Consider the following 14,011-nt stretch of genomic DNA (forward strand, 5'->3'; position numbering starts at 1 on the left):
AACCATGAAAACACCTACTTATGTAAACAATTGCATTATTGCTTTAGTACTTTTAATTAGTACGCAGTTGTTTTCTCAAAACTTAGTGCCATTTGCTCCAAGGTACGACGAGGCCATCAAAGGCGATATGCTTTTAATAGGAAACAGTAATGTTGGGTTACATGTTACTAATCCTTACAATGGAAACGATACTAACGATAGGGTTAATGCAGCGGTATATGTAGATGTAGATGGAGACCCTACAACATTTAATTCAAGTACCGCAGATTTAGATGTACCAGATGACACCACCTGTTATAAAATTGTATATGCTGGATTGTATTGGAGTGCTGTGGTTAATGGTTCAAATCCAATATCAGATATTAAATTTAGAACTCCAGGTAATCCTTACCAAGATATAACAGGTACACAAATATATTTTCAAAATGCAGCTGATAATCGTAACTCCAATACATATGTATATTATCATGATGTCACCGATATTCTTACAGCATTACCAAACCCTGAAGGAACTTATGGTGTAGCTAATATTTCTTCTTTAGTTGGCCCAAAACCTAATTCGGAGGGACTCTCAGCTGGATGGTCGCTTTTTGTAATTTATGAAGACCCACTGCTACCAAGTAAGTACATTACTTCTTTTGATGGTTTTACAAAAATTACAAGTACAATAAACGAAACATTTCCTATATCTGGTTTCCAAACCATTCCAGTAGGTCCTGTACGTGCAAAATTTGCGTTTAGTACAATTGAAGGTGATAGACGCTATACTGGTGATTATTTAGAGTTGAATGGTAATATTATAAATGCTACAGATAATTCAGGAACCGTAATACGTCCCGGGAATAACTTTTTTAATAGTACTGTATCGATAATAGATCCCATCACCAATACCCCAGAATTGTTTTTTGACAGAAATCCAGCTGGTACAAATACCTTGGGTTTTGATGCTGGAATTATCAATATTCCTAATGCTGGTAATACTATTATAGGAAACGGAGATACAACGGCAACTATAAGTTTAGGAAGTAATTTAGATATATATTACTATTATTTTAGTGCGTTTGCCATAGAAATTATTGCGCCCAATATTGTACTTACCAAAATTGTTGAAGATGAATTTGGTGTAAATATAGAAGGACAAGAAGTGAACTTAGGTGATGAGCTGAACTACGTTATTGGTTTTGAAAACACAGGAAATGACGATGCCACAAACCTTACGATTAGAGATATTTTACCAGTAAATATTGTCTTTAATTACCCAGCAGATGTTGAGTTTTTACCACCAGGAGTTACCGTACAAAGTTACAACCCAACAACTAGAGAGCTTATTTTTAATATAGATCCTTCAGTAGTAGAAGAAAACGATCCAGCCCAAGCTATAAGAATTAAAGTAACTGTAGTTTCAGATTGTAGTTTGTTAACAGATGCATGTTCTAATATTATTGATAATCAAGCATACGCTACATATCAAGGTACAATAAATCCAAACTTCACAATTTCAGACGATCCAAGTTACAATAGCAATACAGGCTGTTTAATAACTCCAAGAGCTACTAATTTTCTAGCAGACTTAAATTGTACATTTAACGAGAATGTTGTACTTTGTGGAGATTCCACAACCCTAACTGCAGCAAATGGATACGATTCTTATACTTGGTCTACTAGTCCTAGCGGTACTCCTGTAATTGGCACAGGGCAGTCTATTACAGTAACATCAACAGGGTCTTATTATGTTTACAATGCAGCAACAGCCCCTTGTCAATCTATCACCCAACAGTTTGATGTTACACTTTTTGGAGCTGGTGTTACAAATCCAGTAATCCCTTTTGCCGACGAGGTTGTTATTTGCCCTAACGATGGAAAAGAATTACCAAATATCTTTTTGTGCGGTGCAGACGATTCTAGGTTTATTCAAACAAATATAACCGATACATCCTCTATGATTTGGGAGGTTTTAGATGAATCTAGCTGTACAGCGGTTTTAAACCAAGATTGTGCCAACGAAAGCGATACGTGTTCATGGAATCAAGTGGCTACAGGTGCGAATTATACCGCAGATACAGCAGGCCAATACAGATTAACGTTAAATTACGACGGTGGATGTTTCAATCAGTTTTATTTCAATGTATACGAAAATTTATTAGTGCCAACAGTTACATCTAGAGATATTATTTGCACCACTCCAGGAGAAATAGTTGTTGGTGGTGTGCCAAGTGGCTATGAATTTAGTATAGATGGTACTAACTACCAAGCGAGTAATACTTTTTCTGTAACTACAGCAGGTATATATTCAGTATATGTAAGGCAACTTGGTGTTACGCCTAACCCATGTATTTTTGGTGTACCTAATGTTCAAATTCGAGAAAGGGATTTTTTAGTTCAAACTACCGTTGAACAGCCCTTATGTTACGGAGAATTAGGAAATGTAATTTTAGCGGTGAATGATGCGCGTCCCCAATATTTCTTTTCAATTTACGATGGTGCAACTTTGGTTAATAGCGTTGGCCCAATTACTAGCGATAATTATACATTTGAAAACTTAAACCCAGGAACCTATACCGTAAATGTTTCTACTGAAGACGGATGTACGTTTACTGATGATATTGAAATTATAGAACCACCATTATTAGAGGCCACATCGGCAATAACTAAGCCTTTAACGTGTACTAATGGCGAAATAACAGTATATCCAGTTGGCGGAACTGCACCTTATTATTATTTTGTAAATGGCGCATCAACCTTTCAAACAACACCAATTATAGATGTTTCAACACCAGGAACCTATACCATAAGAGTTGTTGATTTTAATAATTGTGAAGCTGAAACTACTATTGATGTGGATGCAATTCCTGCACCTAATTTTACAGTAGCACAAACCGATATTTTATGTGCCGATGCACCAAATAGTGGCTCAATTACGATAAATGTATCTAATGCAAATGGTAATACGTTGCGTTACAGTATTGATAATGGTGTAACATATCAAAGTTCACCTAACTTCACAAATATTACAGCGGGCAATTACGACGTTGTTGTAGAGTATACCTTAGGAACTGATGTGTGTGCCACAGCACCACAAACTATAACCATAACGGCAGTAACCGAAATTAGCGGCACTGTAGCGCTTACAACACCTTTTACATGTACTACCGATGCTATTATTACAGTATCTGGAGTAGTAGGAGGAACATCGCCTTATGAATATAGTATCGATGGTTTAAACTTTCAAACAGGAACAACATTTACAGGTTTAACAAATGGAACTTACACTGTTACAGTAAGAGATGCTAACATATGTACTTTTGTAGCAGATCCTATAACTGTTGAAACTTTAAACCCTCCAACAGATTTAGATTTTAGTAGTACGCCAATAACTTGTCCTAGCCTTACATCAAATGTTAGCTTAACCGTTACTGGTGGGTTATCGCCTTTAGAATATCAAATTATTGCACCTTCTGGTTTGGCAACAGCTTATCAAACATCAAATGTGTTTTCAGGATTGGCACCAGGAACTTATACTTTCCAAGTACGTGATGCAAATGAGTGTACTTATGCTGAAACTTATACAATTAACCCTTTGCCTCCTTTAACGCTTAGTGCAATAATTACAAAGAATTTAGATTGTACAATATCACCAGATGGAACAATTGAAGGTACAGTTTCTGGAGGAACAGCGCCATTTACTTATGCAGTTTCCATTAACGGCGGCTCGTACATAAACGTAGGAGCTACTGGTACAACGTTTGTTTATTCTGTGCCAACCGATGGTACATATCAATTTCAAATTACCGATGCTAATAATTGTACGGCAGAATCTGGGGTACAAACTGTAAATGCAATATCTCTACCCGAAATTACTGCTGTTAATCAAACACAGGGTATTCTGTGTAATGGCGATGCAAATGCAGCTATTGATATTACAATTAATAATTTAGTAGGAACACCGCCATTTTCAATTAATGTGAACAATGATACAACAGGAATAGATTATGGCACACAAACTTCTGGATTACCAGCAGGCGACTATACAATTACACTAACTGACGCAAATTCTTGTACTGATACTGAAACTATAACCATTGCTGAACCTACGCCAATAAATGTAATGCATACAGCATTGCCAATAACTTGTGATATTTTAAGTGGAGGTATCTCAAAAGGATCTGTAATCGTGCAAAGTGTTACAGGTGGTACAGCCCCATATAATTATTATGTAACGGGCACTAATGGATATGCGGCAACAGAAATAAATGCTTCTGGAACAACATCTACCACGTTTGATGTGGTTGATTTTGGTTTGTATCAAATAAATGTAGTAGACGCTAATGGTTGTTCCGTACTTATTCAAAATGTTTTGGTGGCATCCCCTCCAAATGATTTAGATATAGCAGTAGATACTGTGGTAGACTGTGTTACAGGAGGTGAAGCTACCGTTAGTGTTAGTACAGCCTTAGCCAGTACTGGTCCATTTTATTTCGATATTTACAGAGGGGTTATTCCACCGCTACCACCCAGTGGTACTTGGGTTTTACAGGATGCGCCCGTAGTAGGAACACCCAGAACTACCTTTACAGGTTTAATTCCTGGAGTAACTTATACATTTATAGTTTATGATGACTCTACCGGTTGTACGTATTACGAAACTGCTACTGCTTCCATTCCTACCAATTCAACATTAACAGCATCTGCTTTAACCTCAAACAACATTACTTGTGTAGGAAGTGCTGATGGAAATGTGTCATTCACAATTAATAGTATTTATGGTAATGCAACTAATGTGGATTTTGAGATATTCAATTCCTTATCGCTTGTGTCAACAGGAGTAACAGGATCAGGAGTTGTACCTGCAGGAGGGAGTTTGTCAGTTAACAATTTAGGGCCTTTAGATTTTGGGACATATTTCGTTTCAATTTCTGAGACAAGTGGTCCAAATGCTGGTTGTGGCGTGGTAACTGTACCATTTAATATTACAGAGTCTGCAATAGATTTAAACATTACAGCCACGGTAAATAAAAATGCTAATTGTAATCCTAACTCTGGAGTTATAAGTGCCATAGCAAGAGATGGTACTCCTCCATATTCCTATCAAATTACAACATCTGCAACTGCACCGTTGGCTACAGATCCTTCATGGGCTTCTACAAATACATTCAATGTAGATGCTAACACATATTATGTGCATGTAAAAGACGCTTATAATTGTATTAAGACAACAGCGGCAGTAGTGTTACCGCAAGATCCAGAGCCAGTAATTTTAGCAACTGTAAATAATCAATGTACCGTAACTGAAGGTAGTTTTGAAATAGATGTAACTGTAACATCCCCTGGAATTGCACCATATAGTTATAGCGTTAATGGCGGTGCATTTCAAACTAGAGCAATACCGTTTACGCTTACAAACTTACCATCTGGAACTCACACTATAGAGATTCAAGATGCCAATGGTTGTGGTAATTTGGTTACTGTAGATATAGCGCCACCAGTAGATGTTACACCAAATATAACGGCATTACCAACCTGTGATAATAATGATGGTGAGATTACCATAAATGGCGTTGGAGGTACAGGGGTATACACCTATAGTATTAGTCCAAATCCAGCAAGTATTAGCTTAAGTGGGAATGTGTTTTCAGGAGTACCTTCTGGAATATATACAGTTACAATTACTGATGCTAATACATGTTTTGCTAGTGTTGAGGTTGTTTTACCAGAAGCAGTTCCGCCAACGGTAACAACAACACCTTCCGCAGTTACTTGTTTTGGCGATAATACAGGTGGTTTTGAAATTAGCGTTACAGGTTATTCAGGTCCATATACGTACGAGGTTTTTAATAGCGCTTCGGTATCAGTAACAGGTGTAGTTAACGCTAATACATCTACAAACCCACAATTTGTTTCAGGATTGGCATCAGGAAATTATAGTGTAGTAGTTACTCAAACTGCAAGTCCTTTTTGTGATACAACATCTAACGTAATTATACAATCGCCACCAGAGGCATTAACTCTAGTTGCTATAGAAACGTCCAATGTTACTTGCGATAATGATAAAGGTACAATTACAGCTGTGGCTAGTGGTGGTTATGGAACTTACGAATACGAGTTAACAGGAGCAGCTACAGTTGCATATTCATCTAACGGAACATTTTCAAATTTAGAAGCAGGAGTGTATACTGTAAATGTACGCGATGCTGAAGGGTGTATTGCTTCTGATGATGTAACACTCATAATACCAAATCCTATAGATGCAACAATATCTGCTAGTACAACATTATTGTCTTGTTTTGGCGATACCAACGCTTCCATTACAGTAACAAATACAACAGGAGGACAAGGTTCAAACTACACGTATACTTTAAATCAAATTCTACCAACTCCATCAACTTCTGGTCCTCAAACAGCTACTGTTTTTAATAATTTAGGTGCGGGAACGTACAGTGTTACTGTAACCGATGGTTATAATTGTGAATTTAATTCGCCAAATATTGTAATTAATGAACCAACAGAATTACAAGCTACACTTGTAAAAGCAACATCGCAAACCTGTTTAACAGAGTCTACACTAACTTTAAGTGCTAGTGGAGGAAATGGGCCATACACCTACAGTGTAAATTCTAATTTTGCAACCGTAATAGGTACGTTTACAACATCTACAACATTCTCAGTATCTCCAGGAGTGTATCAATATTATGTGAGAGACACTAACGGTTGTACTTCAGAAGTATCTAACCAAATTACTATAGATCCACTTCCAGATTTAACAATTAATCTTGATGCAATGAATGCCACAATTAACTGCACGGGTGATTTAACTGGAGTTATCATAGCAGAAGCAGAAGGTGGATTAGGTAGTTATGTATATACTCTTCAAGATGGATTGGGTAATATAATTCCAGCTACGCAAACTAGTCCAGGGGTATTTACAGAACTTCCAGCAGGTAATTATCAAGTAAGGGTAGATAGTGGCGATTGTTTAACAACATCGGCAAGTATACCAATTACAGAACCGTCTTTACCCTTAGAGGTAACATTTAATACAACAGATGTAACTTGTACTGGAGAAAACAATGGTTCTATTGAAATTATTGCTACAGGAGGTACAGGCACTATAAAGTACGCAATATCACCACAGCTAAATCAGTTTTTTGATGAAGCAATTTTTGAGGATTTAGCACCAGGAGCCTATCAAGCAGTAGTTCAAGATGAACTGGGGTGCTTTGTTGTTATAGATTTTAGTATTAACGAACCAGTACCAGTTTTCTTAACCGTAGTTCCTAATTCAATAATTCCAGAATTATGCTCAGGGGAATTAAATGGCGCATTTAGTGTAGATGTTTCTGGAGGAAGTTTACCCTATAGTGTAAGTTTAGATAACTATGATGGTCCTTATACAATAGGAACTGCAGCACAAACTGTATTCGATTTTACAGCTTTGGCAGGTGGAAATCATGTGGTTTACATAAGGGATAGCGAAGGTTGTGAAGCTGAATTTGAAATAGATTTCCCAGAATCTGTAGTCATCAATCCTCAACTAGCAATCGATTATGGATGTGAAAACAACGCATCTATAAATACGGTTACTGTAACGTTAGATCCAGATGATATTGATCCAACAGATCTAGAATATGCATTAGATGGTGGGCCATACCAACCAAATAATATATTTACCAATGTATCGGCTGGGTTAGATCATTATATAGATGTAAGGCACACAAACGGTTGTGTACAAAGAAGCGCATACTTTGATGTTGAAGATTACCAACCTTTAACTTTAGTACTTGCTGAAAGTGGCCTTAATGAAATTGAGGCAACAACTACTGGTGGTAATGGTAATTATGAATATACGCTTAATGGCGAATCTTACGGAACTACAAATACATTTAATATTTACGAGTCTGGAACATATACGGTAACGGTAACTGATAGTTACGGATGTTCGGTTTCTGCTTCAATACCAATGGAGTTTATAGATATATGTATCCAAAACTATTTCACACCAAATGATGATGGCACTTTAGATGGTTGGGGTATTGATTGTGCAGATCAGTACGACGATTTAACCTTTGATATTTTTGATAGGTACGGACGTAAAATAGCCACTTTAAATGTGAATGAGAAATGGGACGGAACTTACAAGGGTAAAGCGCTACCAACAGGAGATTACTGGTATGTGGTTAAGTTAAACGATAGCCGTAACGATAAGGAGTTCGTAGGGCATTTTACACTATACAGATAAAATGATGATGATGAAAGCTATAAAACAAACTACGATACGCAACCTAGTAACAATTTTTTTATTGTTAATAGCAGCTAAAAATTACAGTCAAGAGCTTAACCTACCTGTATTCACACAATACCTAGCAGATAATAATTTTGTGGTATCGCCAACATACGCGGGTATCGGAGATAACTTAAAAATTAGGGCGAACGGATTAACGCAATGGGTTGGTATTAAAGGAGCTCCAGATAACCAATCTATTTATGGAGATGTTCGTATTGCAGACCGCACAGGTGTAGGTCTATCTTTGTATAATGATAGGAATGGTAATACAATACAAACAGGTGCAAAGTTTTCGTTTGCTCATCATTTAATTATAGATTATTATTCTAGGCAGTATTTGTCTTTTGGTATTTCGTATAATATCAATAGTTTTAGAATAGACATAAATAATTTTAATACAACTTACGAAAACCCTACAATAGACCCTTTTGTAACAGATGATAGAAGAACATCAAACAATAACTTCGATATTGGGGCTTTGTATCGTTTTGGCGGTTATTGGTTAAGTTTTAACGCAAACAATATTTTACCTAAAAATTTCGATGAGTTTATAAGAAAGAAAGAGCCTAGTTTATTACTTAACTATCAAGTTTATTCAGGATATACATTAAAAGGGCCTAAAAAGAGTGGTTTAGAGTACGAACCTTCTGTATTCTTTCAATGGTTTGGTAGTGACAATAGATCTTCTACCGATTTAAATTTTAAATTTAGAAAATACAACAGGTATGGCGATTATTATTGGGGTGGTATATCTTATCGTTTTTTGAATGATCAAGTTTTAAAACCTTTAAATATTGGCCCTATGATAGGTTTTCAAAAAAATATATTTTACTTTGGTTATGCCTACCAAATCACCACAAACGAATTAGCGGCTTACAATTCTGGAACCCATGTTGTAACTATTGGTCTTAACTTTTTACAAGGTATTAGCAACTGCCCATGTACCCAAGATCCAGTACATGATTAAATATCGTTTTTTATATAAGGCTATAGGTTTATTTTGTTAAGTTTTTTTACTTTTAAATAGAAATTTAAGAGTATGAAATGTTTTCAAAAAGAGATAGAATTAAGGCCCTATTCCAGAGGGTTTCATTTAATTACTGATGAGGTCTTGTATGCTTTACCTGAAATAAAAGAAATAAACCTAGGTCTGTTACACATATTTATCAAACATACGTCTGCAAGTTTAACCATTAACGAAAACGCTGATTATACTGTAAGAACCGATTTTGAGAGTCATTTCAATGAAATGGTTCCAGAAAATGCATCCTATTATCGGCATACTTATGAAGGTTCTGATGATATGCCAGCACACATTAAAGCATCGCTTTTAGGGGCATCTGTTCAAATACCTATTACTAATGGTAGATTAAATTTAGGTACGTGGCAAGGTGTATATTTGTGCGAACATAGAAACCACGGAGGGTCAAGAAAATTGGTGGTTACTGCATTTGGCGGATAGTGCTTTATAGATTGCAGTAAGAAGTCACAGCCCGATGTAGGAGGAGCTAGGACTTGCAACTGAAACTTAGACCGAAGTGATCCTGCAAGGTTTTTAAAAGCTTGTAGGTATGAGCAAACGAACGCCCAATTATAAATAAAAAAATCCGATTCTTTCGAACCGGATTTTTTTTTATTAAGCGAATAATATGTTTTACAATAGGCGATACGCCTTATTTTAGTTTATCAATTACAGCTTTGAAAGCCTCTGGGTTATTCATCGCTAAATCTGCTAAAACCTTACGGTTCAATTCAATGTTATTAGCTTTTAATTTACCCATAAATTGAGAATAAGACAATCCGTGTTCTCTGGCACCTGCGTTAATACGCGTAATCCATAAAGCGCGGAATGTTCTCTTTTTGTTTCTGCGGTCTCTGTACGAGTATTGCATCGCTTTGTCTACCGCATTTTTTGCTACTGTCCAAACGTTTTTACGACGTCCAAAGTAACCTTTTGCTTGTTTAAGAACCTTTTTTCTTCTGGCTCTCTTTGCTACAGAATTTACTGATCTTGGCATAATTTTAATTGTTTTTGTAGTAGGCGATTTAGCAATTCTGAATTATGAATTCTGAATCCTGAATTCTTTTATTGGCCTAACTCCAGGGTTTATAAATTGTTTTAACCAATTAAAACCTTTGTTACTTTAAACGTAACATGGTTTTAATATTATCTTCGTCAGCCTTATGCACTAATGTGTCATGGGTTAACGCAAGCTTACGCTTTTTAGATTTCTTTGTTAAGATGTGACTCTTAAAAGCGTGCTTTCTTTTAATTTTACCAGTACCTGTTAACTTAAAACGTTTTTTGGCACTAGATTTTGTTTTCATTTTAGGCATTTCTTTTCCTAGGTTTTAATTATTGCGCTTAATATTTTTATTTTATGTGCTCCCTACTTTTATTTTTTTGGAGCAATAAACATTGTCATTCGTTTTCCTTCTAGTCTTGGCATTTGTTCAACTTTACCAAATTCTTCAAGATCTTGAGCTAAACGTAATAAGAGTATTTGTCCTTGCTCTTTAAATACTATAGAGCGTCCTTTAAAGAAAACAAATGCTTTTAATTTAGCTCCATCTTTTAGGAACTTTTCTGCATGTTTCTTTTTAAACTCGTAATCGTGGTCATCAGTTTGTGGACCAAACCTAATTTCCTTAACTACAACTTTAGAAGCTTTTGCTTTCAAAGCTTTCTCTCGCTTCTTTTGTTCGTAAAGAAACTTTTTATAATCCATAACTTTACAAACAGGCGGATCCGCTTTTGGCGAAATCTCTACTAGGTCTAGACCTAGCTCGTCGGCGAGTCGCATGGCATCACCTTTGGTATAAATACCTACTTCTACATTATCTCCAACTAGGCGCAGTTTTTGCGCTGTAATTTTCGAGTTTATTCTGTGTTTGTCTTCTTGAACAACCCTTCTATTGGGCTGTCTTCTTCTTCTAATTGCTATGGCTAAATCTTTTTTTAATTAAACTTTTATTCTAGAACGATTTTAACGTTTTACTAATATCCTCTTTTATAATGTTGGCGAACTCTTCAACAGAAATCATTCCTAAATCCTCGCCTCCGTGTTTACGCACGGTTATTTTATTTTCGTTTTCCTCTTGCTCACCAATAATAAGCATGTATGGGTGTTTTTGCATCTCAGCTTCCCTAATTTTTTTGCCTATAGTTTCATTTCTGTGATCTACAAGAGCGCGAATTTCGTTATTTTCAAGCAAATTTAAAACTTTTTCAGAATATTTTTCATATTTCTCGCTAAGAGACAATATTTTAGCTTGAATTGGCATTAACCAAATAGGGAAGTTTCCTCCAGTATGCTCCAATAATAATGCCACAAATCGTTCCATGCTACCAAAGGGGGCTCTATGTATCATAATTGGACGGTGTAATTCGTTGTCACTACCTTTATAAGTAAGGTCAAATCGTTCAGGCAAGGTGTAATCTACTTGAATTGTGCCTAATTGCCAACGTCTACCCAAGGCATCCTTAACCATAAAGTCTAATTTTGGTCCGTAGAATGCGGCTTCACCTGTCTCTACTATGTAATTTAAACCTTTGTCCTCTGCTGCGTTAATAATGGCTTGTTCTGCTTTTTCCCAATTTTCAATGTCACCTATATACTTATCAGGATTTTCTGGGTCTCTTACAGAAACTTGAGCTGTAAAATTTTCAAAGCCTAAAGAACCAAAAACGTACAATACTAGATCTATAACGTTTTTAAACTCTTTATCTAATTGATCTGGCATACAGAATAAGTGTGCATCATCTTGTGTAAAACCTCTAACGCGGGTTAATCCGTGTAGTTCTCCACTTTGCTCATATCTATATACTGTTCCAAATTCAGCATAACGTTTCGGTAAGTCTTTGTAGCTCCACTGGCTCGATTTGTAAATTTCACAATGGTGCGGACAGTTCATGGGTTTTAATAAAAACTCTTCATCTTCCTTAGGTGTTTTTATTGGTTGAAAACTATCTTCGCCATATTTAGCATAATGTCCAGAAGTAACATACAATTCTTTTTGCCCAATATGAGGAGACACTACCATTTCGTATCCTGCTTTTTTCTGTGCGGCTTTCAAGAAGTTTTCTAAGCGTTCTCTTAAAGCAGCTCCTTTAGGCAACCATAAAGGTAGCCCTTGTCCAACTTTTTGGGAAAAGGTAAATAATTCTAACTCTTTTCCTAATTTTCTATGATCTCGTTTTTTTGCTTCCTCCAACAAATTTAAATACTCTGTTAGCTCTTTTTGTTTAGGGAAAGACACACCGTAAATACGGGTTAATTGCGGGTTATTCTCATCTCCACGCCAATAGGCACCAGCAGCACTCGTAACCTTAACGGCTTTTATTATACCGGTATTCGGAATGTGGCCTCCACGGCATAAATCTGTAAATGTACTATGGTCACAAAATGTAATAGAGCCATCCTCAAGGTTCTCTATAAGTTCTGTTTTAAACTCATTATTCTTGTAAAACGCAAGAGCATCAGCTTTAGTTACCGATCGCATTTTAAAATCATGTTTTCCACGGGCTATTTCTAACATTTTGTTCTCAATGGTCTTAAAATCCTTTTCCGAAACACTATGCGTACCAAAATCAACATCATAATAAAATCCATTTTCAATAGCTGGTCCAATAGTTAGTTTAGCTCCAGGATATAATTCCTCGATGGCTTGCGCTAAAACATGAGCCGAAGAATGCCAAAAAGCCTGTTTACCCTCGTCGTCCTTCCATGTATAAAGCACTAAAGCGCCATCTGTGTTTAAAGGCGTTACTGTTTCAACTTTGGCGCCATTAAAACTTGCAGAAATCACGTTTCTAGCCAAACCTTCACTTATACTCTTTGCAACATCCATGGGTGTAACGTTTTTTTCAAACGCCTTCACGCTTCCATCAGGTAATGTAATATGTATCATTTAATCAATTTAAAATAGGGTGCAAAGATAATATATAAACAAATCCATACAATATATATGTAAGTATAATTTTTTACACACAGCCTCACCCTTTTGGGCTGGGTTGTGCGTTTCAACACTAGTTTTGTATTTTAATGCTGTATGAGCTACTATTTCTAAAGATGGTTAACAAGTTGTGATAGGAGTTTAAATTACATAATAGAATATATAATTAAAAGACAAAGAATGGATAAATATATAGAAGTCTAGGTGAAAAACACGGGTTTTTGGTATCTTCAAAATCCATTTTTCTACAAACAAGCCAAAGTTTATTAAATATGGTAATTTTTTTGAGGTATAACTTATTGATTTATAAGGGTTGCGATAAGGTTAAAAAAAAAAGCTAAAAAAAAGATAAAAAAAGTTCTTGCAGAAACGAAAATAGGTAGTATGTTTGCACCCGCAAAAACGGTCAAGAACTGTTATGGCGAAAGTTCCTCCACAAGCTATAATATATGTTTTTAGAAAGGGCCTAAAAATTTTTTCAAAAAAAGTTCAAAAAAGTATTGTGGGGTAAAAAAAAGGGTTTTATATTTGCACCCGCTTAACGAGGAAACGAGATAAGCAATAAGACAGAAAAGTTCATAGACATATTGAAATTGACAGCGTAGGCAGCAATTGGAAACGGTTGTTGCTGACATAAAGAATAGACCATTTTGAGTACCGAGAATACTATTTGGTCGTTAATCAAACAAGTCGTAAGAGACTTAAAAATTTAACGATGAAGAGTTTGATCCTGGCTCAGGATGAACGCTAGCGGCAGGCCTAACACATGCAAGTCGA

Annotated in this window: 7 protein-coding genes and 1 rRNA gene; 4 read left to right on the forward strand and 4 right to left on the reverse strand. The window is 36.0% G+C overall.

Going from position 1 to position 14,011, the window contains the following annotated elements:
- Positions 1-4: 4 nt before the first annotated feature.
- From CLV33_RS09105 to CLV33_RS09115, 3 genes are all read left to right on the forward strand, one after another.
- Entirely contained in the window at positions 5-8,233 is an 8,229-nt protein-coding gene (locus tag CLV33_RS09105) for a T9SS type B sorting domain-containing protein (RefSeq protein WP_105473641.1), read from the forward strand.
- Between the two features lie 10 nt (positions 8,234-8,243).
- The gene (locus CLV33_RS09110; protein WP_394340402.1) at positions 8,244-9,245 is read left to right on the forward strand and encodes a PorP/SprF family type IX secretion system membrane protein; all 1,002 of its coding nucleotides are present in this window, start codon (positions 8,244-8,246) and stop codon (positions 9,243-9,245) included.
- Between the two features lie 72 nt (positions 9,246-9,317).
- Entirely contained in the window at positions 9,318-9,740 is a 423-nt protein-coding gene (locus CLV33_RS09115) for a secondary thiamine-phosphate synthase enzyme YjbQ (protein ID WP_042246849.1), read from the forward strand.
- A gap of 211 nt (positions 9,741-9,951) precedes the next feature.
- Here the strand turns inward: CLV33_RS09115 and rplT are convergent, their stop codons facing one another.
- The 4 genes from rplT to thrS all read right to left on the reverse strand — a co-directional run bounded on the left by rplT (position 9,952) and on the right by thrS (position 13,189).
- Positions 9,952-10,296: a 50S ribosomal protein L20 gene (gene rplT, locus CLV33_RS09120; protein WP_105473643.1), complete on the reverse strand. Its 345-nt coding sequence runs from the start codon at positions 10,294-10,296 to the stop codon at positions 9,952-9,954.
- Positions 10,297-10,417: 121 nt separating this feature from the next.
- Positions 10,418-10,615, reverse strand: a complete 198-nt coding sequence (rpmI, locus tag CLV33_RS09125; protein ID WP_019388182.1) for a 50S ribosomal protein L35 — start codon at positions 10,613-10,615, stop codon at positions 10,418-10,420.
- Positions 10,616-10,674: 59 nt separating this feature from the next.
- Positions 10,675-11,163 carry a translation initiation factor IF-3 gene (infC, locus tag CLV33_RS09130; RefSeq protein ID WP_105473644.1) on the reverse strand — a complete coding sequence of 163 codons (489 nt, stop codon included), beginning with the start codon at positions 11,161-11,163 and terminating at the stop codon, positions 10,675-10,677.
- A 91-nt stretch (positions 11,164-11,254) separates the two neighbouring features.
- Complete coding sequence (thrS, locus tag CLV33_RS09135; RefSeq protein ID WP_105473645.1) at positions 11,255-13,189, reverse strand: threonine--tRNA ligase; 1,935 nt, start codon at positions 13,187-13,189, stop codon at positions 11,255-11,257.
- 757 nt (positions 13,190-13,946) lie between these two features.
- Here thrS and CLV33_RS09140 point away from each other — a divergent pair.
- Positions 13,947-14,011: ribosomal RNA gene (locus tag CLV33_RS09140) — 16S ribosomal RNA — on the forward strand; the annotation flags it as partial.

Source organism: Jejuia pallidilutea, from assembly GCF_002973595.1.
GTDB classification, from domain to species: Bacteria; Bacteroidota; Bacteroidia; order Flavobacteriales; family Flavobacteriaceae; genus Jejuia; species Jejuia pallidilutea.

Bases quoted from the DNA above. Each gene is read 5' to 3' on its own strand.
- rplT (WP_105473643.1), bottom strand. From the start codon at position 10,296: ATGCCAAGATCAGTAAATTCTGTAGCAAAGAGAGCCAGAAGAAAAAAG.
- thrS (WP_105473645.1), bottom strand. From the start codon at position 13,189: ATGATACATATTACATTACCTGATGGAAGCGTGAAGGCGTTTGAAAAA.
- rpmI (WP_019388182.1), bottom strand. From the start codon at position 10,615: ATGCCTAAAATGAAAACAAAATCTAGTGCCAAAAAACGTTTTAAGTTA.
- CLV33_RS09110 (WP_394340402.1), top strand. From the start codon at position 8,244: ATGAAAGCTATAAAACAAACTACGATACGCAACCTAGTAACAATTTTT.
- CLV33_RS09115 (WP_042246849.1), top strand. From the start codon at position 9,318: ATGAAATGTTTTCAAAAAGAGATAGAATTAAGGCCCTATTCCAGAGGG.
- CLV33_RS09105 (WP_105473641.1), top strand. From the start codon at position 5: ATGAAAACACCTACTTATGTAAACAATTGCATTATTGCTTTAGTACTT.